At 70.9% G+C, this 21,423-nt stretch carries 21 protein-coding genes; 10 read left to right on the top strand and 11 right to left on the bottom strand.

Annotated features, from left to right (window positions below; translation table 11 throughout):
• Positions 1-123 precede the first annotated feature (123 nt).
• Complete coding sequence (locus QSK26_RS25160) at positions 124-915, top strand: SDR family NAD(P)-dependent oxidoreductase (RefSeq protein ID WP_285777703.1); 792 nt, start codon at positions 124-126, stop codon at positions 913-915.
• Positions 916-955: 40 nt separating this feature from the next.
• Here the strand turns inward: QSK26_RS25160 and QSK26_RS25155 are convergent, their stop codons facing one another.
• The 4 genes from QSK26_RS25155 to QSK26_RS25140 form a co-directional block, all read right to left on the bottom strand.
• Positions 956-2,725 (bottom strand): FAD-dependent oxidoreductase, encoded by a 1,770-nt coding sequence (locus QSK26_RS25155; RefSeq protein WP_285777702.1) that lies wholly within the window; start codon positions 2,723-2,725, stop codon positions 956-958.
• Between the two features lie 127 nt (positions 2,726-2,852).
• A complete protein-coding gene (locus QSK26_RS25150) occupies positions 2,853-3,491 on the bottom strand; it encodes an SRPBCC family protein (RefSeq protein ID WP_285777701.1) in 639 nt (212 codons plus the stop codon).
• A gap of 101 nt (positions 3,492-3,592) precedes the next feature.
• Complete coding sequence (gene thrS / locus QSK26_RS25145; protein ID WP_285777700.1) at positions 3,593-4,822, bottom strand: threonine--tRNA ligase; 1,230 nt, start codon at positions 4,820-4,822, stop codon at positions 3,593-3,595.
• Between the two features lie 157 nt (positions 4,823-4,979).
• Positions 4,980-5,585 (bottom strand): dihydrofolate reductase family protein, encoded by a 606-nt coding sequence (locus QSK26_RS25140; RefSeq protein ID WP_285777699.1) that lies wholly within the window; start codon positions 5,583-5,585, stop codon positions 4,980-4,982.
• 89 nt (positions 5,586-5,674) lie between these two features.
• On the opposite strand from QSK26_RS25140, the gene QSK26_RS25135 reads away from it, so the two are divergent.
• Genes QSK26_RS25135 through QSK26_RS25125 form a run of 3 tightly spaced genes read left to right on the top strand, consistent with a single transcriptional unit; the run spans position 5,675 to position 8,025 of the window.
• Positions 5,675-6,025 carry an ArsR/SmtB family transcription factor gene (locus QSK26_RS25135; RefSeq protein ID WP_285777698.1) on the top strand — a complete coding sequence of 117 codons (351 nt, stop codon included), beginning with the start codon at positions 5,675-5,677 and terminating at the stop codon, positions 6,023-6,025.
• On the top strand, positions 6,018-6,962 hold the full coding sequence (locus QSK26_RS25130; protein ID WP_285777697.1) for an SRPBCC domain-containing protein: 945 nt from the start codon (positions 6,018-6,020) through the stop codon (positions 6,960-6,962). Before QSK26_RS25135 ends, QSK26_RS25130 begins: the two co-directional genes overlap by 8 nt.
• Before the next feature lie 43 nt (positions 6,963-7,005).
• A complete protein-coding gene (locus QSK26_RS25125; RefSeq protein ID WP_285777696.1) occupies positions 7,006-8,025 on the top strand; it encodes an aminoglycoside phosphotransferase family protein in 1,020 nt (339 codons plus the stop codon).
• On the opposite strand, the gene QSK26_RS25120 is transcribed toward QSK26_RS25125, so the two are convergent.
• Positions 7,993-8,571 carry a GNAT family N-acetyltransferase gene (locus QSK26_RS25120; protein WP_285777695.1) on the bottom strand — a complete coding sequence of 193 codons (579 nt, stop codon included), beginning with the start codon at positions 8,569-8,571 and terminating at the stop codon, positions 7,993-7,995. The genes QSK26_RS25125 and QSK26_RS25120 overlap by 33 nt on opposite strands.
• 113 nt (positions 8,572-8,684) lie before the next feature.
• A complete protein-coding gene (locus QSK26_RS25115) occupies positions 8,685-9,725 on the bottom strand; it encodes an alpha/beta fold hydrolase (RefSeq protein WP_285777694.1) in 1,041 nt (346 codons plus the stop codon).
• 732 nt (positions 9,726-10,457) lie between these two features.
• Between QSK26_RS25115 and QSK26_RS25110 the strand changes: the two genes are divergently transcribed.
• Together QSK26_RS25110 and QSK26_RS42140 are read left to right on the top strand one after the other, a co-directional pair.
• On the top strand, positions 10,458-11,792 hold the full coding sequence (locus QSK26_RS25110) for a hypothetical protein (RefSeq protein ID WP_285777693.1): 1,335 nt from the start codon (positions 10,458-10,460) through the stop codon (positions 11,790-11,792).
• Positions 11,776-12,123, top strand: coding sequence for a chromate transporter (locus tag QSK26_RS42140; RefSeq protein ID WP_285777692.1), 348 nt, complete (start codon positions 11,776-11,778; stop codon positions 12,121-12,123). Before QSK26_RS25110 ends, QSK26_RS42140 begins: the two co-directional genes overlap by 17 nt.
• A 131-nt stretch (positions 12,124-12,254) precedes the next feature.
• Here the strand turns inward: QSK26_RS42140 and QSK26_RS25100 are convergent, their stop codons facing one another.
• Positions 12,255-14,297: a heavy metal translocating P-type ATPase gene (locus QSK26_RS25100; protein ID WP_502888747.1), complete on the bottom strand. Its 2,043-nt coding sequence runs from the start codon at positions 14,295-14,297 to the stop codon at positions 12,255-12,257.
• 66 nt (positions 14,298-14,363) lie between these two features.
• On the opposite strand from QSK26_RS25100, the gene QSK26_RS25095 reads away from it, so the two are divergent.
• A complete protein-coding gene (locus QSK26_RS25095) occupies positions 14,364-14,759 on the top strand; it encodes an ArsR/SmtB family transcription factor (protein WP_285777691.1) in 396 nt (131 codons plus the stop codon).
• Positions 14,760-14,822: 63 nt separating this feature from the next.
• Here the strand turns inward: QSK26_RS25095 and QSK26_RS25090 are convergent, their stop codons facing one another.
• The 3 genes from QSK26_RS25090 to QSK26_RS25080 all read right to left on the bottom strand — a co-directional run bounded on the left by QSK26_RS25090 (position 14,823) and on the right by QSK26_RS25080 (position 16,718).
• Entirely contained in the window at positions 14,823-15,140 is a 318-nt protein-coding gene (locus tag QSK26_RS25090) for a hypothetical protein (protein WP_285777690.1), read from the bottom strand.
• Positions 15,141-15,232: 92 nt separating this feature from the next.
• Positions 15,233-15,493, bottom strand: coding sequence for a putative quinol monooxygenase (locus QSK26_RS25085; RefSeq protein WP_285777795.1), 261 nt, complete (start codon positions 15,491-15,493; stop codon positions 15,233-15,235).
• Positions 15,494-15,911: 418 nt separating this feature from the next.
• Positions 15,912-16,718, bottom strand: a complete 807-nt coding sequence (locus QSK26_RS25080) for a LysE family transporter (protein ID WP_285777689.1) — start codon at positions 16,716-16,718, stop codon at positions 15,912-15,914.
• Positions 16,719-17,060: 342 nt separating this feature from the next.
• Between QSK26_RS25080 and QSK26_RS25075 the strand changes: the two genes are divergently transcribed.
• The 3 genes from QSK26_RS25075 (at position 17,061) to QSK26_RS25065 (ending at position 19,392) form a co-directional block, all read left to right on the top strand.
• Positions 17,061-17,903, top strand: coding sequence for an SRPBCC family protein (locus QSK26_RS25075; RefSeq protein ID WP_285777688.1), 843 nt, complete (start codon positions 17,061-17,063; stop codon positions 17,901-17,903).
• 558 nt (positions 17,904-18,461) lie between these two features.
• Positions 18,462-19,031: an NADPH-dependent FMN reductase gene (locus QSK26_RS25070; protein WP_285777687.1), complete on the top strand. Its 570-nt coding sequence runs from the start codon at positions 18,462-18,464 to the stop codon at positions 19,029-19,031.
• Positions 19,032-19,035: 4 nt separating this feature from the next.
• Positions 19,036-19,392: a winged helix-turn-helix transcriptional regulator gene (locus QSK26_RS25065; protein WP_285777686.1), complete on the top strand. Its 357-nt coding sequence runs from the start codon at positions 19,036-19,038 to the stop codon at positions 19,390-19,392.
• On the opposite strand, the gene QSK26_RS25060 is transcribed toward QSK26_RS25065, so the two are convergent.
• Positions 19,385-21,421, bottom strand: coding sequence for a glycosyltransferase family protein (locus QSK26_RS25060; RefSeq protein WP_285777685.1), 2,037 nt, complete (start codon positions 21,419-21,421; stop codon positions 19,385-19,387). The two genes, QSK26_RS25065 and QSK26_RS25060, sit on opposite strands and share 8 nt — an antisense overlap.
• Positions 21,422-21,423: the final 2 nt, after the last annotated feature.

Here is a 21,423-nt window from a genome sequence, read left to right as displayed (position 1 = left end):
CTCGTCCCAACTTCTGAGTGTGCGGAGGCTCTCGTCACATCTCACATATATGCGTAAATGCGCCTCCGGAAGATCGCACAGCAGGCTAGCACCTATTAAGGTTTCGGCGCAGTGGAGGATGTCATGATTACTGTGATTACGGGGGTCGGTGACGGGATCGCCGGACCTGCCGCGATCGCCCTCGCCCAGCGCGGACACCGGCTCGTTCTCGTCGGCCGCACCCCGGAGAAGGTGGCGGCGGTGGCCGATAGGGCGGCCGGGTTCGGGCCCCGGCCAGAAGTCTTGACCTGCGATTTCACCCACCTTGACAGGGTGCGCAAACTCGCCGCCGAGCTGCGCGCCCGGCATGGCCGGATCGACGTCCTGGTGAACAACGCCGGGGTCATGACGACCGCCCGAACGCTCACTTCCGACGGGCACGAAACAATGTTCCAGGTGAACCACCTCGCGCCCTTCCTGCTGACCACCCTGCTGCTCGACCGGCTCGCGGACGGCCGGGTCGTCACCACCACGTCCCGGGCGGCCAAGTCCGGCCGGCTCGACCTCGGCGACCTCGACAGGGAGCGGCGGCGCTGGAGCGGCTGGCTCCAGTACGGCGACACCAAGCAGGCCAACGCGCTGTTCACGGTCGAGCTGGCCCGCCGCGGCGTGGCCGCCACCTGCTTCCACCCGGGGCTGATCAAGACGGGCTTCGCGCCGGGCACCCTGATGATGCGGCTGATCCACCACGTGCCCGGGATGGGCCGGTCGCCGGAGGAGGGCGCGGCCACCATGATCCACCTCGCGGACGGCCCGGACGGCGTCGAGCACGCCGGCCGCTACTTCGTCGACCGGGCCCCGGCCGCGGCCCCCCGCTCGATGACCGACCCCGACCTCGCCCGCCGATTATGGGACGTCACCGCCGCCGCCGTCTGACCCTCTCCGACCGGCCGCCGGGGAGAGCCGGGAAGAGGCGTCAGGCCATCAGGTCGGCGACGGCCCGGTAGGCGGAGGCGACCGCGGCGTCCGCGCCGGCCTCGGGGACCGCGTCGGACCCGGCGATCGCGATCCGGCCCAGCCTGCGGCTCGCGATCTCGGCGGGCAGCGGCCCGTCCGGGTGGAAGGCGTCCCACGGCCGCGCGTACTCCCGCGCCCCCGCGTGCCCCCAGCGGTTGACGGTGACCGCCTCGATGTCCCGCCCGGGGTCGAACCCGGCAGGCCCGAGCAACCGGGTGAGCTGCTCCCGCAGCGTGAACTCCAGATACTCGTACGGCGTCGCCACCAGTTCCCTGCGACCGGCGACCGCGCCCTGCGCCGGCGGCATCCCCGGCACCGCAGGGACCCGGACCAGGTTCGCCAGGATCGGCTCGCCGCCCGCGCCGCCGGGCAGGTCCAGCTCGGCGGACACCCAGTAGGCGCCGGTGAACCGCACCCGGCCGACGCCGGCCCGCTGCCAGGCGGACCAGTCGCGCAGCCGTACCGTCGCGGTGATCAGCGGGGTCCTGACGGCCTGGCCCAGGGCGGACCGCTGCTCCGGCGGCAGCTCGGGGACCAGGTAGGGGATCATCGTGTGCCGGCAGGCCAGGATCACCGAGCCCGCGCGGACCGTGCGCACCCGGTGCCCGTCGAAGTACCCCACGGTCGCGCCGCCGTCGGCGTCGTTGGCGGCCATCACGACCGGGCTGGCCAGCCGGATCCTGAGCCGGTTGCCGGGCCGGTCCAGCCTGGCGGCGGTGAACCCGGGGATCATCCGGGCGACCATGGTGCTCACCATCGCCTCGGGGAACCGGTAGGCGTGGCCGGACCAGCGTTTCGCCACGGTGGGCGAGTTGTACCGGGACGGCTTGGACGCGTCCAGCCCCAGGCCGCCGAACCCGGGATAACGTCCGCGGCCGGCCCAGGCGTCGATCGCGCCGAAGGCGTCCGAACCGTATCCCCACTCGGCGCTCGGCATGGTCCGGCAGAACTTCACCACGTCCGGATGCGCCCCGCACACCTCTTCGAGGAACGCGGAATACGTCAGGCCGGCCAGCCGCTCCTTCTTCTCCTCGTCCGTCAACCCGGGGAACCAGTCGGGCGGATCCTCATATAGTCGGATCAGATCCTGTTTTGCGGTGTCATTGATCGGCAATTCGGCGACGATGTCCTCGGTCGTCCTGCCGGGGGAGTGGACGACCAGCCGTTCCGCGGGGAAGGTCTCCCGGTCGCAGTAGACCGCCTCGTACATGCCGAGACCCGGCCCGACCTCCCGCGCGTCGTACTCGGCCGGCCGTACGCCGAGGTCGTCCAGCAGGTCGCGGCCCTCCGGGCGGCACATGGCCGGGCGGCCGGACGGGCGGCGCGGGCCGCCGGGCGCCCGGTACTGCGCCTCGGGCCCGCCGCCCAGCTCGGACCGGTTGTCCAGGACGAGCACCCGGGCGGCGGGATCCTGCCGCAGCCAGCGGTAGGCGGCGGTCATCCCGCTGATCCCCGCCCCGGCCACGACCAGGTCGTACGCCTCCCCGGTGGGGTCGGGCACCCCCGCGTGCTCCCAGAACCGGCCGTCGCGCAGCGCGTGCGGCACGCCGAGCACGTCGGGGGTGTCCCCGCGGAATCCGCCCGCCTCCGCCTCCCCCGTCCGGGCGCGCGGGTACGACGAGCCGCCCTGCGCGCACGCGCCGGCCACCGCCGCCGTCGCCACCCCGTCCAGGAAGTCCCTGCGGGTGATCGGAGATTTCATGCCGAGTTCGTGGGATTGATCGCCCATGTGACCGATCATGAGCGGCCAGGTGAATCACCCCAGTTGCCACGCAGTGCGGGGGAGAACATTTTGCGCGGTTTATTGCGGGGCTATTCGCGGATGGGCACGCTATGCCATGCTTTCGCGCCGGGTTTCAGGACTCGGGGGGCGCCGCGGTGTAGAAGGCGGCGACCCGCTCGGCCGCGGCGGCCGCCTGGTCCGGGTCCGCGCCGGCGGCGACGTCGGCGGCCCGCCAGCCCTCGCTGCTGAGCGAGGCGAACAGCCTGCCCTCCTCGGAGAGCGGCCAGCTCGGATCCTGCTCGGGGTTGCCCACCCCGCTGGTCAGATACAGGGCCAGGCCCAGGAACCCGAGGTCCCAGCCGGTCCCGACCGCGCCGGGGCCGAACTCGTCCCAGATCTTGTCGTCCACCTGCGCGATGTGCACCAGCTCGAACCTCGTCCCGCCGCCGGGCGTCCCGGTCAGCGAGACCTCGATCCAGCTCGTCGCCCCGGCGTACTCCCAGGTCGCGAAGAAGCCGTTGGGCGGGTCGCACCGCTCGATCGTCCCGCCGGCGTTGCCTTCGAGCTGGTAGCGGCCGCCGAGCCGGAGGTCGCCGGTGATCGGCGCGAACCAGCGCGGGATCCGCTCGATGCTGGTGACGGCGTCCCAGACGTCGTCGATGGGGGAGTCGTAGGTCTGGGACACGGTCACGGTACGGCCCTCGCCCGCTTCGAGCGTCCGGGTGCCGACCTGCCGGCTCACCGAGTTGATCTGATGGGTCACGTCGATCATCGTGGCTCTCCTCGTATGCGGATGCGCCGCGAATATATCACGCTCTACTTATATAAGGGGGCGCGAACCCCGGGAGTGCCGGGGTCCGCACCCGCCGTCGCTCAGGCGGGCACCACCGCGTCCCACAGGTCCACCCGGTGGCCGCCGACCAGGGCGCCGATCCTGGACACCGCCTCGGCGGCGGGCATGGCCGGCAGCCGGCGGCCGTCGCGCAGCCGCAGGGCCATGTCGTCGCCGGCCGCCTCCTTCGGGCCGATGACCGCCTGGTAGGGGACGAGCCGGTGCCCGCGGATCCGGGTGCCGAGGGTGCCGTGCTCCGGCCCGGCGAGCTCGGCGCGCAGCCCGGCCTCGACGCACCGCCGTACCAGGGCCTCGGCCCGCGGCACCTCGGCGGCCGAGATCGGCAGCGCGACGAGCTGGACCGGGGCGAGCCAGGGCGGGAAGGCGCCGTCGTGCACCTCGATGAGATGGGCGACGGCCCGCTCGACACTGCCCACGACGGCCCGGTGCACCATGACCGGCCGGTGCCTGGCGCCGTCCGGGCCGACGTAGCTCAGGTCGAACCTTCCCGGCTGATGGAAGTCGACCTGCACGGTGGACAGGGTGGCCTCGCGGCCCAGCCCGTCGGCCACCTGGACGTCGATCTTCGGCCCGTAGAACGCGGCCTCGCCCTCGGCCGCCTCGTAGTCCACCCCGGCCCCGTCGAGCACCTCGGTCAGCATGGCGCCGGCCCGCCGCCACATGGCCGGGTCGGCGACGTACTTCCCGCCGTCCCCGGGAAGGGACAGCCGGTAGCGGGCCGGCCGGATGCCGAGCGCTTCGTAGGCGCTCCGGATCAGCTCCAGGGCGCCCAGGGTCTCCCCGGCGACCTGGTCCAGGGTGCAGAAGATGTGCGCGTCGTTGAGCTGGATGGCACGCACCCGGGTCAGCCCGCCCAGCACCCCGGACAGCTCGGACCGGTACATGCCGCCCAGCTCGGCGAGCCGCAGCGGCAGTTCCCGGTAGCTGTGCGCCCTGGACCGGTAGATCAGCGCGTGGTGCGGGCACAGGCTGGGCCGCAGCACCACCTGCTCCCCGCCGAGGTCCATCGGCGGGTACATGTCGTCGCTGTAGTGGTCCCAGTGTCCGGAGATCTCGTACAGCTCCCTCTTGCCGAGCACGGGCGAGTAGACGTGCCGATAGCCGGCCCGCCGTTCCACCTCGCGGACGTACTCCTCCAGGGCGTGCCGCACGGCGGCCCCGGCCGGCAGCCAGTACGGCAGGCCGGCGCCGATCAGCGGGTCGGTGTCGAACAGCTCCAGCTCGCGGCCGAGCCTTCTGTGGTCACTCATCGCGGGTCTCCTCACCGGCGAGTGCCCACATGGCGAAGCCCCGGGGCACTCGCCCCGGGGCTTCGTCAAGACTGGTGTCAGCGCGCCGGGACGGTTTCCGGCGTCGTCGTCACATTGGCGCGCTTCATGTCGGAGACGGTAGCACGCTCCCGGCGGGTCAGGCTCGGCCGTCGCGCCGGTAGACGAGGTGGGTGACGCCGTCGCCCGCGATCACCCGTGGCGTGCCGAAGCCGACCGGGGCGGTGCCGAGGCCGTCGAGCATCCGCAGCCCGCCGCCGAGCAGGACGGGGACGAGGTCGAGCCGGATCTCGTCGAGCAGGTCCGCGTCCAGCGCCTGCGCGACGGTGCTGCCCGGCCCGACGCCGACGTCGCCGCCGCGCGCCGCCCGCCGCGCCTGCTCGATCGCGCTCTCCACGCCGTCGTGGACGAAGGTGAAGGGGGTGGCGGTGTCCCGCGGCCAGTCGGCGGGCCGGTGGTGGGTCACCACGAAGACCGGCACGCCCATCGGGTGGCGCCCGCCCCAGCCCCCGGTCAGGTCGAACTGCCGCCTGCCCACCACGCAGGCGCGGGTGCTCGCCGTCAGCTCGCGCAGGTAGCCGGCGGTGGCCGCGGACGTGCGGTAGGTCAGCCGGTCGGGATCGGCGGAGGGCGTCTCCACGTCCCCGCCGGCGCACCAGGCGAACAGCCGGTCGAACCCCGTCCCACCCGGCCCCGCGATGAACCCGTCCAGCGACACCGACGCCTGGGCGAACACGGTTCCCATAGGTCTTCCCTTCCACCTGCGATGGCTTGACAGTGCCGAAGCGTAGCATGTATAAAACCATCAGGTTATACAACCAAGGGGTAATCGAAGTGACTGCCGACGTACTCGACGCCACGTTCGCCGCGCTGGCCGATCCGACGAGGCGGGCGATCCTGGCCCGGCTCGCCGAAGGGGAGGCCACCGTGATGGAGCTGGCCGCGCCGTTCGCGATGAGCCAGCCGGGCATCTCCAAGCACCTGCGGGTGCTGGAGCGGGCCGGCCTGGTCTCCCGCCGGCGCGACGCCCAGCGCCGGCCGTGCCGGCTGGAGCCTGGCCCGCTCAAGGACGCCATGGCCTGGCTGGCCGACTACCGCGCCTACTGGGAGGAGAGCTACCAGCGTCTCGACGTCCTGCTGGGCGAGCTGCGGGCCACCGGCGCCGCCGGAGGCGACGATGAGTGAAGGGCTGACGGTGACGGCGTCGGCCGACACCGAGATCGTGATGACCCGGACCTTCGACGCGCCGCGCGCCCTCGTCTTCGACGCCTTCACCCGGCCCGAGCTGCTCCGGCGATGGCACGGCGCGCGCGGCTGGGAGCTCGTCGTCTGCGAGATCGACCTGCGGCCGGGCGGCGCCTGGCGCTTCGTCTCGCGCGGGCCCGGCGGCGCCGAGATGGGCCACGGCGGCGTCTACCGCGAGGTCGCCGCGCCGGCCCGGATCGTCCAGACCGAGACCTACGACGACTGGGACGCGGGCGAGGCCCTCGTCACCACCGTCTTCGACGAGCGGGCCGGCCGGACCGCGATGACCTCCACCGTGCGTTACCCGTCGCGGGAGATCCGCGACGGCGTCCTCCGCTCGCCCATGGCACGCGGCGCGGGCGAGTCCTACGACCGCCTCGCCGGAATGCTCGGTGAGACCACAGCGAAAGGCGACCATCCGATGATCGACACCTCCCGCCCCCAGGAGAACGCCGCGCCCGCCAAGGCGCCGGCCGCGGACCCGATGCCGGTGCTCCCCGGCGCGATGCTGCTCGAACTCGTGCCGGTGCCGGTCAAGGACATCGACCGCGCCAAGTCGTTCTACGCCGACCGCCTCGGCTTCCAGGTGGACGTCGACGTACGGCCGGCCGACGGGATCCGGGTCGTGCAGCTCACCCCACCCGGCTCGGCCTGCTCGATCACCCTGACCGAGGGCCTGGACGTGCTGGACATGCCGGTCGGCACGCTGCGCGGCCTGCACCTGGTGGTGAGCGACATCGAGCAGGCCCGCGCGACGCTCATCGAGCGCGGCGTGGACGTGCGACCGGTCCAGGACCTGGGCGGCGTCTTCTACGCCTACTTCGCCGACCCGGACGGCAACACCTGGACCCTCCAGCACATGCCCTGGCGAAGCTGAGACGGCCCGGCGAGGTTGCGGGGCGACCTTCTAGGCTGATCGGGTGCGACAGCTCACTCACAACCGCCTCAACGGCGTGACCGGCGGCATCTGGCAGGACGCCGGCACGGTGCACAAGATCCTCACTCATCGCCGGGACGACGCGCCCCGGCACTGGTCGTCCTCGGCGGACGAGCGGCACTGGAACTACTGGCGCCGCGAGGCCCTCGTCTACGAGACGGAGCTGCCGCGACGGCTGGGCCTGGGCGCGCCCGCGGTGCTGGACATCAAGGAGACCGGCACCGGGGACATCGAGCTGGTGCTCGAACACGTCGAAGGCCGGCACTCGGCGGCGCTCACGGTCGAGGACGTCGTCGAGACCGCCCGCGTGCTCGGGCGCAGCCAGGGCCGCGCGGACCTGCCCGACCACCCGTGGCTGAGCAGCGGATTCCTGCGCGACTACAGCACCTCGCGGCCCGCGGACTGGGAGCTCCTCGCGCAGGAGTGGGCGTGGTCGCAGCCGCTCATCAAGGCGCATTTCCCGCCCGAGCTGCGCGACGGGCTGCTGCGGCTGCACGACGAGCGGGAGTCCCTGCTGTCGATCATGCGGGCCCTGCCGCGCACCGTCTGCCACCTCGACGTCTGGCCCAACAACCTCATCAGGCGGCCGGACGGCGAGGTGGTGCTGCTCGACTGGGGCTTCACCGGCGACGGAGCCCTCGGCGAGGACATCGGCAATCTCGTCCCGGACTGCGTCTTCGACCTTCTGCTGCCGCACGACGTGCTGGACGACCTCGACGCCGCCGTCGTCCGGGCCTACATCGACGGCCTGCGCGAGGCCGGCTGGGCGGGCGACGAGCGCGTGGTCCTGCTCGGCGTCCGCGCCTCGGCGGTGAAGTACGACTGGCTCACCGCGCGGAGCCTGGAGAGCGCCTCCGCCGACCGGCACCACGACTACGGCGGCGAGGACACCGTCGAGGCGGACGCGAGCTACGCCGCCCGCGCCGCAGGGCTCGCGCTGTGCGCCCGGTGGGCGCGGGAGGCGGCGGACCTAGCCCGCGACCTCGGACTGACGGTTCCCTAGCCACTCGCGGCGGAGCACCGCGTAGATCATCTCGTCGGTCCACTCGCCCTTGACGAACTCGTTCTCCACCAGGTGTGCCTCGCGGCGCATGCCCAGGCGTTCCAGCACCCCGGCGGAGGCGGTGTTGCGGCCGTCCAGGCGGCCGGTGATCCGGTGCAGGCCGAGGCCGTCGAAGCCGAGTTCCAGCAGGACGCGGGCCGCCTCGGTGGCATAGCCGCGGCCGTGGTGGGCGGGGTCGAACACGAAGCCGATCTCGCCCTGCCGGTGCTCCCGGCTGTGCCAGAACAACACGACGTCGCCGACCAGCTCGCCGCTCTCCCGGAGCTCCACGGCCAGCCTCAGGCTCTGCCCCTCGTCAAGCAGCGCCGTACTGGCGATCTTCTGTTCCAGGGACTTCCGGGTCTGGTCGAGGTCGGTGACATCCACGTACAGGTAGCGGGTCACCTCGGGCAGCGAATGGTAGGCGTGCAACGGCCCCAGGTCGGCGGCCGTGAACGCGCGCAGGACCAGCCGGTCGGTCTGTAGGGGAAGGGCGGGTTTGAGCACTTCAGTAACCTAGTGCCGCAGTTCGGTGCCTACAAGTCGATTCATCCCGTGCCGTGCCGCCCGCAGCCAGGAAATCCACCCCTGGACGCTCTGGAAGGCGGCATGGATACGGCTCATCGTGTCGTTCGGTCCGGCTGCGCCGCGTGCAGCGCGGTGAACTCCAGGAGGAGTGCGGCGGTCCGCGACGGGTCCTCAAGCATGGGTGTGTGCCCGACACCGGGCAGCAACTCGACTCTCGCGTCCGGAACGACGCGGTATCCGGCGGCGGATGCGGACCGCCATCTCCGGTCCTCCTCGCCGAAGATCACCAGTAGCGGCTTGCCGAGGGCGGTCAGCCGATCGGGGAGCGCCCGCTGCGTCAGGTAGTCGTCGGCCGCCCGCGAGGTCGCGGTGAGCGCGTGGTAGGTCGTGCCGCGCACATCGTGGACGAGCTGTTGCGGGATCTGGTAGCCGCGGCGGCTGAACGCGGTCTCCAAACCCCGGCGAAGGATCGCGTCGGTCCGGAACCGCCACAGCAGTTGCCCGACGGCGGGCACGAACAGGAGCCGGCCGACGAGCCCGTCCGAGATGAAGGCGTCCATACGGGGCCCGGAGTCGATGAGCACGAGCCCGGTCACCAGGTCGCGTCGTCGCTCGGCGAGGGCGGTGGCGACCGAGCCGCCGGTGGAATGGCCGACCACCATGGCCTGCCGCACGCCGAGCCGGTCCAGTGCCTCGCCGACCCGGCGTCCCTGCTCCGGGATCGCATACCCCCCGCCGGCCGGTTTGGCCGACCGGCCGTGCCCGAGCAGGTCGATCCGGATGACGCGATGAGACCTCGCCAGCATCGGAACCAGCGGGTCCCACCAGGAGGTCGATCCGGCGAGCCCGTGGACCAGCACGAGCGCGGGGGCATCGCGGGGGCCGTCCTGGCGCACGTAGACGCTGCCGCCCGCAAGAGGCAGGGCCGGACTCCCGCCGGCCTCGGCGTCCTGTCGCGACACCACCACCGCGTTCACCACCAGCAGTCCGGCGATCGCGACAAGGACGGCCGAGGCGATGACGCCACGCCTTCTGCGGCTTCCCGCGCCTCTCACCTCCGGCTCCTCGTCAGGCGACCGCGGATCGGCGTCGTCCGGCCGGCGGTTGTCGCCGGCACCTGGGGGAATGGTCATGGGCCCACTGTCGCCGTTCGCGCCCACCGCCGGCTTGGACAAATGTTCCGCTCGGCCGCTCGCCCCAGCACATGACCATCGGGCCCGCCCAGCGCGAACGCGCCAATGGTGTCCTTTCGGCCCATCCCGGCAAGCTGGTTGACGGCTCTGTGTCCCGGCGGTCGGTTGGCCGCCATGATCGCGGGCACCTTTTCGCCGGGCGTGGGTGCGTATCGAAACCGATGGCACTCTGCTCCTGGCCCGCGCCGTTTGGCGCGGAGTCATCCCAACAGCCACAGCCTGAAACACCGCCACCGACACCGAAGCGACCGCGGCATGGGAATGGCGGGCGTTCACGGACGGTCAGCGACGCATGCTCCCCATGCTTGTCAAGACGCTGATGATATTGCCGAACCGCCCTGTTATGGCCGCCTTGAGCGATCTTGTCACGCTTCAACGCTGAGCGATTGGATCTAGAGGTGGTTTTCTGCGGTGCGTCACAGGCGGATTTTGGATACGCCACCCATGTCGCCGCTTGTCCTGTCCGGCCCGGTCCTCTTGCCGCGGGCGGGCCATCGGCCCGCGCCGTCCTCCAAGAGAAGGAGTGGTGACCATGACCATGCTGACCTACACCCTCATCACCGACCCCGCGCCCTTGGAAGCGTCAGCGGCCAAGCGATCCCCGTCCACGGGAACGGTGTACCTACTCATCACCAACACCGGCAGCAGGCGGCGTACTGGTCCACGATCAAGGTGGAGGTGCCCGTCGGCAACGGCGCCGGCGACCTCACCTCGGACTTCAACAAGATCAAGCCCAAGGGCGAGTACGGCACACGGTCGGGCACCCGGTCGTCGTTGAACGTCCAGCCGGGACCACAGGGCTCCAACGCCTTCCAGGCCACCGCCCCTGGCGGCAGAACCCCTTTCGCCCCTGGCGACTACATGGTGCTGACGCTGGAGAACGTCCCCGTCGCCCCCACCGCCGGGCTAGCCGTGCTGACGGTGACCGAGAACACCAGCAGAACCAGGACCGGCCGCCTGACCACCAGCTTCGCGGCGGTAGCGCTGGTGAAGACCGCGCCAAAGGAGCTCCCGGCGCCGCGCGACTTCCGCCCGGACAAGGCCATGGTGGACGCCGGCGAAAAGCTCACGCTGCGCTGGGCGGAGTCCGCCGGCTTCCGCTACGAGATCACGTACCCGGGCGCGCCGCAGCCCGTCCCCGTCTCCCGGGGCAGCTGGTCACCGCCCGACGCCCCGAAGCGGGCTACCACCTACATCCTCATCGCCACCGACCGCAACACTCGGCAGCAGCACTTCCTCACCACGACTGTTCAGGTGCGCAATCCCATCCTGGAAACCCTCACCGCCACCACCGGCATCGACACCCCGTGGGTAGGAGGACCGAACAGCGGCGACGGAGCCGTCGCCTTCTCCCAGGGCGGGGCGACCGTACGGCGCACGCGCGGCTCCAATGACCCGGGCACCCTGTACGCCGGTGAGGCCACCGTCAGCGGCGTGGCCACCGAGTATGTGAGGGGGCTCAACAGCGGCGACGGGGACATCACCTTCCCTCAGGGCGGGGTGAGGGTCTGGAGTACGCGCGGCTCCAATGACCAGGGCACCCTGTACGCCGGCGAGGTCATCGCCGACAGAACCACAGTCAACCGGGTGAATACCGAACGGGTCCAGGGGAGGGCGAACACCGGAGGCATCACCTTCACCGCCGACGGGGTGGAGGTCTCCAACAACTCCGGCGGCCAGGGAGCGGTCCTGGCCGACAGGATCGCAGTCAACCGGGTGAACGCCACACGGGTTCAGGGGAAAAGCACCACGGACGGATGGATCAGCTTTCCTGAATCTGGCATACAGGTAAGCCATGGCGCGTACAACGACCCCCCCAGAATCGGCGCCGTGTACGCCGAGTCGGGCATATATCGGAACCAATCCTTCACCGGAGGGGAGGCGAATGCGTGGATCACCCTGTCAGATGGCGGAGGAGTATCCGTGGAACAAAGGCATGAGGATGGGACGACGACCTACGGGGTCCTGAGGGTGTCCAGGATAGACACCGATGCTGCCCGCTGGTGAGCGGATGATCGGCAGCCTGCTGCTGCAACGCGGGCAGGGTGTCCCCGTGCCCCCCTCGGGGGCACTCCAGCGTGATCATCACCCCGAACAGCACCGGCGTCCGTCCTTTACGGCATCGCGGCCGTTCAGCTCGGCGCGATCCTGCGCTACGCGCTGGATCCGCCGGCAACGGTTCAACCACGCGCTCAACTACTGCATGCTGCTGCCCGGACCGGAGGGCCAGCAACTGGCCATCGACGTCGGCTGGGTGCTGAACGGCACCCGCGGCGGGCTGGTCGCCGGCACCCTGTTCGCGCTGCCGGCATGCTGGAACTCCTCGACCCGGGTGTGATCTTCGTTCCAGGGCGGCTGGGAGAACACCTCGGCGTAGGCGTGGCGCAGCTGGTCGGCGATGGCCAGGGCGGTGCTGCCCGGGGTAGCGGACGATGCCCGGGAGGGCGGGGCCGGGGCTGCCGGTGGTGGTCATCGGGGTTTCCTTGCTGTCGCGGGAAGGGCGGCGGCGCGCTGCCAGGCTGCGTTGCGCAGCAGGCGCAGCCCGTTGAGGCCGACGATGACGGTGGAGCCCTCGTGGCCGGCCACGCCGAGCGGCAGCGGCAGGTCGCCGAGCAGGTCCCAGGCGACCAGTACGGCGATGAAGGTGCCGGCGATGACCAGGTTGGCGATGACCAGGCGGCGGGCGCGCCTGGCCAGGGCGAGCACGGCGGGGATGGTGGCCAGTTCGTCGCGGGTGATGACCGCGTCGGCGGTGTCGAGGGTGAGGTCGGCGCCGGCGCGGCCCATGGCGATGCCGGCGTGGGCGGTGGCCAGGGCGGGGGCGTCGTTGACGCCGTCGCCGACCAGCGCCACCCGCGCCTGCTGCTGCAGTTCGCGTACGGCGTTCACCTTGTCCTCGGGCAGCAGGCCGGCCCGTACGTCGGTGATGCCGGCCTGGCCGGCCACCCGGGCCGCCGCGCGGGGGTTGTCGCCGGTCAGCAGGACGGGGGTGGTGCCGGTCAGGGTGGTCAGCTGCGTGACCGCCTGCGCCGCGTCGGGGCGCAGGCGGTCGGCCAGGCCGAGCACCGCGGCGGGGCGGCCGTCCAGGAGCATGAGCACGGCGGTGTGCCCGTCGTCCTCGAGGTCGGCCACCACCGCGCGGGCCTGCGCCGCGCCACCCGCGTCACTGGGTACGGTCTGGTCCAGCAGGTGGGCGGGGCTGCCGATCTCGACCAGATGGCCGTCGACGTGGGCGCGCACGCCTCGCCCGGGCAGGGTGGCGAAGCCGGTGGCGGCGGATAGCGGCAGCCCCTGGTCGTGGGCGGCGGCGAGGATGGCGCGGCCCAGCGGATGTTCTGAGCCCTGCTCGGCCGCGGCCGCGAGCGTGAGCAGCCGGTCCGCCTCCGTTCCAGCCCGGCCCTCGGTGTCGCTACTCCGGTCGCCCCCCGGGTTGGGCAGGGCGCGCAGGTGGACCAGGTGCGGGCGGCCTTCGGTCAGGGTGCCGGTCTTGTCGAAGCCGACACAGGTGACGTCGGCCAGGTGTTCCATCACCACGGCGGATTTGACCAGCACGCCGTTGCGGCCGGCGGTGGCGATGGCGGCCAGCAGCGGCGGCATGGTGGCCAGCACCACCGCGCACGGCGAGGCCACGATCATGAACGTCATCGCCCGCAGCAGACTGTCCTGCACCGGCGTGCCCCACAGCAGGGGCAGCGCGAACAGGGCCAGGGTGGCGGCGACCATCACCACGGAGTAGCGCTGCTCGACCTTCTCGATGAACAGCTGGGTGCGCGCCTTGGTGGCGCTGGCCTGCTCGACCATCGCCACGATCCGGGCGATCACCGTCTCCGACGCCGGCCGGGTGACGTGCACGCGCAGCGCGCCGGTGCCGTTCACCGTGCCGGCGAACACCTCGTCGCCGGTCTGCTTGTCCACCGGCAGGCTCTCGCCGGTGATGGAGGATTGGTCGACGTCGCTGACCCCGGCGATCACCTGACCGTCGGCGCCGATGCGTTCGCCCGGCCGGACCAAGATGACGTCGCCGACTTGCAGGTCGGCGGCGGCCACGACCTTCTCGGTGCCGCTGTCGTCGATGCGGGTGGCCTGGTCGGGGGCCAGGTCCAATAGGCCGCGCACGGAGTCCTCGGTGCGTTTGGTGGCCACGGCCTCCAGCGCGCCGGAGGTGGCGAAGATGACGATCAGCAGCGCGCCGTCGAAGACCTGCCCGATCGCCGCTGCGCCGATCGCCGCGGCGACCATCAGTAGATCGACGTCCAGCGTGCGCTCGCGCAGCGCTTTCAGCCCGGCCAACCCGGGTTCCCAGCCGCCGGCGGCGTAGCAGGCCAGGTACAGCGTCCACCACAGCCACGGCGGCGCGCCGGCCAGCTGGGCGGCGCCGCCGGCGGCGAACAGCGCGGTGGCCGCGATCGCCCAGCGCACCTCCATCAGCGAGCCGGCGCCGGAGCGCCACCAGGCGGCCGGCCCGAACGTCGCTGCGGGCGGTGGGGCAGCCGCTCCCAAGTCCGTTATCACCGAAGCATCGTATATGCGTATACGCGAAGGTATGCAAATAGCGAGATTCGGGGATACGATGACCCCATGCACACCTCGCTGACCGATTTCGACATGCCGAACGAGGAACAGGTGCACCTGGCCGCCGAGTCGTTCCGGCTGCTGTCCGACCCCACCCGCATCAAGATCTTGTGGGCGTTGCTGCAGGGGGAGTCCAACGTCGCGTGCCTGGCCGAACTCGCCGACGCCGCCCCCACCACGGTCAGCCAGCACCTGGCCAAGCTGCGCCTGGCCGGGCTGGTCAAGGGCCGCCGGGAGGGCACCTTCGTCTACTACAGCGCGGCCGACGAGCACGTGCGCCGCCTGCTCGCCGAAGGCCTCTACCACGCCGACCACATCGACAGCGGTGACCAGGCCGACCATCAGACCGACCATCCGGTCGGCGATCAGGCCTCCGCCGTGACCGTACGCACCGCCTCCTGACCTGGATGCGCACGGGACGCCTCGAAGCCGATGCGGCCGACCTGACGGAAACCGTTCAGGTCTTCACTCAGCCAGCCCGGCAGGGGCCGCCTCCAGCTCCAGATGGCGGTTCATGTCGGGCTCGGGGTTGTCATACACCAGCCGCCGCCACGACCCCGCCACCATATCTTTGTGCGCCTCGATGTGCTGCACCCCGGCGTGCTCGCCGTAGGCGAGCACGCGAGGCAGACCCCGCAATGCCGCGATCACCGGGACACCGGCGTCGGCGCCGCCCCAGGGGATCGTGTCGGCCAGCAGCTCGACGAACCCGCGCACCGAGGCGAACCGGTTCGTCAGCTCCGCCCGCCACGCCAGATCCTCATCCTCACCTGCCGGAGGCAACTGACACCGCCACCGACAAGTGCCACCGTCACTGACAAGTGCCACCGTCACCGACACCGGCGGCACTCGGTATCCGAGTCGTCGGGTGGTGGTCAGGCGATGTGGTGTTCGGCCACCTGGGCGTCGAGGATCTGTGCCGAAGTGTCGTCGTCGGGGCCGGAGCCGCGGAATCGCTCCAGGTCTGCCTGGGACTCCCAGTGCTCGTAGACGTTGATCCGGCCGGGCTCGATCGGATCGGCGGACAGTGCGAAGTCGAGACAGCCGGGGGCGACCCGGGCCAGCTTGATCACGCCAAGGCACTCGGCCAGATATCGGTCACGGGCGTCAGGCTCCACGTAGAGCCTCCCAGACACAATGATCAACGTGACTCCCTCGGTCCGCTGACGAATACCGGAAGGCTACGCACCCCCACCGACAAAACCGCCACCACCGAAACCACCACCACCGGCCGCTGCCGCCATTGGTCGCTGCCACCACCGAAACCGCCACCGCCGCCATCGCCACCACCGAACCGCCAGAACGGCCACCGCCAGAACGGCCACCACGGGGACCGCCACTACGGGGACCGTCACCATGGGGACCGCCATCGGCAGAACCGTCGCGACCCACCGCCGCCACAGGCCGTCGCCACAGGCCGTCGCCACGGGCCGTCGCCACGGGCCGTCGTGACCGACCGCCGCCGACAGGCCGCGCTGACGAGGCGGTCACCGGCGAACCAGCGTGGGCGGATGGCCGCCGACGGCTAGCCGCGCGCCGCTCCTGCGGGCCAGGTCAGTCGCCGAAGGCCAGGCGCAGGCCGAAGGCGGCGATGACGGTGCCGGTGACGCGGTCGAGCAGGCGGCGGGCGGCGGGGCGGCGCAGCATGCCGCGCAGGGCACGGGCGAAGCCGATCAGCGCCGCCGACCACAGCACCCCGAGCAGGATGTGTACGCAGGTCAGCAGGACGCCGCTGGCGAGATGCGGGGCGCCGGCCGGGATGAACTGCGGCAGCACGGCCACGTAGAAGACGCCCACCTTGGGATTGAGCAGGTTCGTGAGCGTCCCGCGCCGCCACCCGGCGAGAAACCCGCCCGCCACGCCGGGGACGGCCCCGGCTGCGTACTCCTGGGGGGCGGCGCCGGGGGAGGCGGCGGCCGGGTGCGCCTCCGGGGAGGTGGCGGCTGCGTGCGCCTCTGGGGAGGCGGTGGACAGGAGAGCGTCCGGGGAGGTGGTGGCCGGGGGAGCGTCCGGGGAGGTGGTGGCCGGGGGAGCGTCCGGGGAGGTGGTGGCGGGGGAGGTGGCGGGTTTGTGCCAGGTGGTCCAGAGCATGTGGATGCCCAGCCACAGGAGGTAGGCGGCGCCGGCCAGGCGCAGCGTCTCGTAGGCGAGGTGGGAGGCGGCCAGCAGGGCGGTGATGCCGAGCGAGGTCAGGGTGCCCCAGGCCAGTGTGCCCGTCTGGATGCCCAGCACGACGCCCCACACCTGGCGGCGGTGACCGAGCGCGGCCGTACGCAGGATGATCGCGGTGTCCAGCCCCGGGGTGAGGGTCAGTAGCCCAACAACCAGCGCAAACGACCACACCGTACTCGTAATCCCCATGAACGATCAGCATACGGACTCAGGTTCCGGGTCGTCTCCGACCAAGCACTCAGTCCTCGGGGTTGCCTTCGACGAAGCACTCAGATCCCGGGCCGCCTCCGGACGCCGCTCGGGTCCAGGAGGTCCGGCCAAGCACTCAGGCCCCGAGACGCGTCCGGCCACCGCTTGGGTCCCGGGACGCCTCCCACCTAGTGCTCAGACCCCTGGGGGCAAGCTCCGTCGCACCCCATTGACAAAGGCAGTTTTTACGTACAAACTGATTTTGGCAGTCAGGGACGAGCCAGCGGCGGACCGAGGGACAAGCCCTCGCACCCCCCGTCGCCGATCGCAAGGAGAAACCCGATGTCCGAGCCGTTGATCATGCGTGCCCGTGTTCAGGCCCCGCTCAAGGAGGTCTTCCAGGCGCTCACCGAGCCGGCCGCGCTGCGTGCCTGGTTCGCCGAGTACGCCGAGGTCGAGCTGCCGGGGCGGTTCGAGTTCTGGGGGCGGTACACCCTGGAGGGGGACGCCCCGCACCAGCGGCTGCTGCACGCCGACGACCGGTCGCTGAGCTTCGCCTGGCTGCTGGACGGCGTGGAGACCACCACAGAGATCGGCCTCGACGAGGAGGCCGGCGGCGCCACCGTCATCACGCTCTCCCAGTCGCACTTCGACTTCAACGACGTCATCACCGGGGCCAGCATCCGGGGCGTCCTGCAGACCTTCTGGTCGCTGGCCATCGCCAACCTGATCGACCACGTCGAAGGGCGGGAGATCACCGGCCGGATCGACTACACCTCCGCCGACCTGGGTGGTGAGGTGTCCATCGCGGCTCCGGCGGGCGAGGTGTTCGACTCGCTGATCGACGGGGAGAAGGTGAGCCGCTGGTTCGGCTACCCGATCGCGATCGAGCCGTACGTCGGCGGGCGGTACGCCGTGGGCGGCTTCGACAACCCGCACGCGGCGAAGATCGTCGAGCTGGAGCCCGGCCACCGGATCTCGATCGACTGGGGGCCGGGCGGCACGACCGTCTGGGAGGTGGCCGAGACCGGCGGCGTGACCAGGTTCACCTTCAGGCAGCGGGAGTTCGACGCCGCCCGCCCGCCGTACGCGTCCTGGACCGGATCCGTGTGCGGGGTCGCCGAGCTGCGCAGGTACCACGAGCTGGCCGACTGGCAGCCGATCTGGATTCACGACGAGCACTGAGGGCCGGTGGGAGCCTGGCCGTTCCACTCCCAGGCTCGGCGGGCCTCTGGTTGTCCGGGCGGGGGTCGCGCATATTTCTGGGAGGCGGTGCCGAAGCGCCGGGTGTGGGAGGAGTCAGGGGGACTCCGGCACCGGCGCTTCGGCCCGCCAAGCCACAACCCGCCAAGCCACAACCCGCCAAGCCACAACCCGCCAAGCCACAACCCGCCAAGCCACAACCCGCCAAGCCACAACCCGCCAAGCCACAACCCCGCCAAGCCGCCGAACCGTTGCGTGTCGCGCGTCGCCCGTCGCGGAGCGTATGCCGACCTCGCCGCCCAGCCAGGAATCCGCCGCACGATCAAGAATCCGCCGCTCAGCGAAGGGCCGTTCGGCGAAGGGCCGCTCAGCGAAGAAGCCGTTCAACTAAGGGCCGTTCAGCCAAGGCCGCTCGGCCAGGGGCCGCTCGCTGAGGAAACGTTCAGCTAAGGAATAGTGAGCTGCTAAGGATTCTTGTAGTACGCTGCGGCGGCGGCCTCGGGGAGACGGGGGCGTGCGTGTAGCGAGGAGGTAGGCGCAGTGGCCAAGTTGAAGATCATCGTTGCCAGTACCCGGCCGGGCCGGGTGGGGCTGTCGGTCGGCAAGTGGATCCTGAAGGAAGTGCGGGAGCACGGCGGCTTCGACGACATCGAGCTGGTCGATCTCGCCGAGGTGAACCTGCCGTTCATGAACGAGCCCCACCACCCGAGGCTCGCTCAGTACACCCACCGGCACACCCGTGACTGGAGCGCCAAGATCGCCGAGGCTGACGCGTTCATCTTCGTCATGCCGGAGTACAACTACGGTTACAACGCCGAGCTGAAGAACGCGATCGACTACCTGCACAACGAGTGGCGGTACAAGCCGGTCGGCATGGTCGGCTACGGCGGGGTCGCGGCCGGCACCCGCGCGGTACAGATGATCAAGCAGGTCGTCACCACGCTGAAGATGACCCCGCTCTTCGAGGCGGTCTACCTGCCCTTCGTCCGCCAGTACCTCGACGACGACGGCAACATGGTGCCCGACGACATGGCGACCACGTCCGCCAAGGCGATGCTGGACGAGCTGGTCCGGGTGAGCGACGCCCTGCGGCGGCTGCGCGAGGAGTGAGGGAGTGAGCGGGTTCCCCCTGAGCGAGACACATCCCGTGTGCGTGCGGTTCCATGCCGCGATCGAGCTGATCGGCACCCGCTGGACCGGCGCCATCCTGCATGTGCTGTTCACCGGCCGGCACAGGTACGCCCAGATCAAGGCGGCCGTGCCCGGTCTGAGTGACACCATGCTGGCCCAGCGGCTGCGCACCCTGGAGGCCGAGGAGATCATCGAGCGCCGGGTCATCCCCGCCACCCCGGTCCAGGTCGAATACCACCTCACCGAGAAGGGGCGGGATCTTGAGACGGTGCTCCAGGCCGTGACGACCTGGTCGCACAGGTGGATCCCGTTGCCCGGGGAGGGCGAGGCGGTCAGATGAGCACGTGGTCGTCCGGGCGGCCGACGAAGGAGAGCTGGGCGTTGCGGGTCAGCTTGATGTCGTCCGCCTGCCACGTGTGCATGGTCGTGTCCGCGCTGCGCCAGTAGACGAAGTTGAACCGGTCGGCAGAGTAGATCTTGACCCCGTCCTCCTTGAGGCGGCGCACCAGGCGGGTGTCCTCTCCTCTGGTGACGTCCTCGAACGGGTATCTGCGGAACATGTCGGCCTTGCCGAGGAACGACCCGCCCTGCACCAGGTGGGCGTAGCGGTGCTCCAGGCCGGGGAGCCGGAGCATCGTGGAGTTGGTGCCCTCGAAGTACGTGTAGTGGGCGCCCTTGCCGACGAGTTCGGCCTCGGAGTAGTCGAAGGCGCGGGCCAGGTCGGACAGGTAGTGCTCGCCGTACAGGTTGTCGTCGTCCATCTTGGCGATCAGCTCGCCGTCGGCGGCGGCGATGCCCAGGTTGAGGCAGGCGCCGAGGGACAGCGACGGGTCGGCGGGCAGTACGACGATGTCCACGATGCCGGCCATCCGCGCCTTGTCGGCCACCACCACCGGGTCGATGTCCAGGCCGTGCAGCACCATGACGAGCTGGAGCGGGCGGTGGATCTGCTTGGCCACCGACGAGATGGCGTGCTCGATCTGCGCCTCGCGGTTGGTGGGCAGCACCACCGAGATGGACCGCTGCCGGGACTCCGGCCGCCGCCCGAGGAACGTCAGGATCTGGTCCACCCGGTGCGAGAAGAGGTGCTTGTCGAACACCTCGCGCATGGCGAGGTGCCCGAGGCGGGCGCGCAGCTCGGGGCTGTTGATCAGGTGCAGCACCTGGTTGTAGGACTCCACCTGCTCCCTGGCGATCGGGATCAGCGGCCCGAAGGTCTCCTCAATGGCCCGGGACCAGCCGGACACCACCGGGGTCGCGCAGGCGGACAGCTCGAAGACCCGCCGCGCGCACATGGTGGGCGAGTCGAGCACGGAGTTGACGTTCAGGAAGACCTTGTACATCTTGTACGCGGCCAGCATCTGCTCGTAGGGCAGCTCGCCCACGATGTGCGGGCGGTACTCCTGCGGCCAGGCGTACTTCTCGTCCACCTCGCCGTTGCGGGCGAAGATGTGCAGGCCCAGCTCGCGGACGGGGGCGAGGACGGTCTCCATCTGCTCGCGCCGCTCGGGATGCTTGTCGCGGAAGTACATGCCGGCGAAGACGACGTCGTGCAGCCGGCCCTCGCGCGCCTGGATCGGGTTGTGCACCCTGGGCTGGGCGGCGAACTGGAGCACGTCGACCCGGTCGTGCCCGAGCACCTCGCGGTACCGGGGCACCATGTCGCCGTCGCAGGTGAAGACGTAGTCGAACAGCTTGGCCGTGTCGATGAAGAAGTCGAAGTTGGGCGGGTCCTCCTTGTTCCAGAAGACCGTGGGGATGTCCTCGGCCTGGCACCAGGCCACCAGGTCGCGCAGCTCCTGCTTGGGGGCGTTGGTCCCGGTCATCTGGTAGCGCCAGCGGCCCTGGTTGCCGTGCCAGGCCGACTCGCAGAACAGCAGGTCGGGACGCTTCTCGGCGAAGATCTCCGGCCAGTCCTTGAGCCCGAACTCGATCTGGTCCCACTCGTAGCGGAACGCCATCCGGGAGAAGTCGTCCAGGATCACCGCGACCTTGAGGTCGGGGCGCACCACCGGGCCGAGCGGCCACTTCGCGGTGGGCACCCGCACCAGCGGCCCGCGCTTGTTGGCGGTGTCGATGACCTCGGTGACCGGGGTGGGCGCGGCGGGCGCCTTCTCCCTGGACCGCACGGCCGCGACCAGCCTGCCGGGGCTCTTCCCGGTGAGCGCCTCGCCCACCTTGAAGGCCCGCTTCATCTGGACCGCGTTGAGCTTCCAGTTGGCGTAGTCGGCCTTGGCCTCGGCGATTTCCAGCCGCCGCTTCAGCTCGCGGATCTCGGCCTCGTGCCGCTCGATGACCTTGCGTTCCTCGGGCAGCCAGTTGACGGGGCCGAGCCGCTGGAAGCTCGGTTCGGACGGTGTCTCGGCCATGC

The sequence above is a fragment of the Microtetraspora sp. NBRC 13810 genome, from assembly GCF_030268685.1.
Taxonomy (GTDB): domain Bacteria; phylum Actinomycetota; class Actinomycetes; order Streptosporangiales; family Streptosporangiaceae; genus BSRQ01.
This window is presented reverse-complemented; position numbering and strand designations above follow the sequence as displayed.